The sequence below is a fragment of the Candidatus Thermoplasmatota archaeon genome, assembly GCA_022848865.1.
In the GTDB taxonomy this organism is placed as follows: domain Archaea; phylum Thermoplasmatota; class Thermoplasmata; order RBG-16-68-12; family JAGMCJ01; genus JAGMCJ01.
Map to the genome: position 1 here is coordinate 1 of JAJISE010000104.1, position 253 is coordinate 253.

The 253-nt window shown below is 49.8% G+C and carries 1 rRNA gene (cut by a window edge); it reads left to right on the top strand.

Going from position 1 to position 253, the window contains the following annotated elements:
- Nucleotides 1-253, top strand: a 23S ribosomal RNA gene (locus tag LN415_09875) (its annotated part continues 508 nt past the right edge of the window); the annotation flags it as partial.

The following is a 253-nucleotide window of genomic DNA, read 5'->3' on the forward strand; positions in this document are numbered from 1 at the left end:
CAGGTGGGCAGTTTGGCTGGGGCGGCTCACTCTAGAAAAAATATCTAGAGTAACCAATGGTCAGCTCAAGCGGGTCAGGAATCCGCCGAAGAGTTTAAGAGCAAAAGCTGGTCTGACTGGATTCTGATCACCAAGGAATCCTGAGGCTAACGCCTGGTCTAGCGATCCTCAACATTTCTCGTGTGGATGGTTGAGGTGATAGAAAAATTACCCCGGGGGTAACAGAGTTGTCACGAGTAAGAGTCCCTATCGA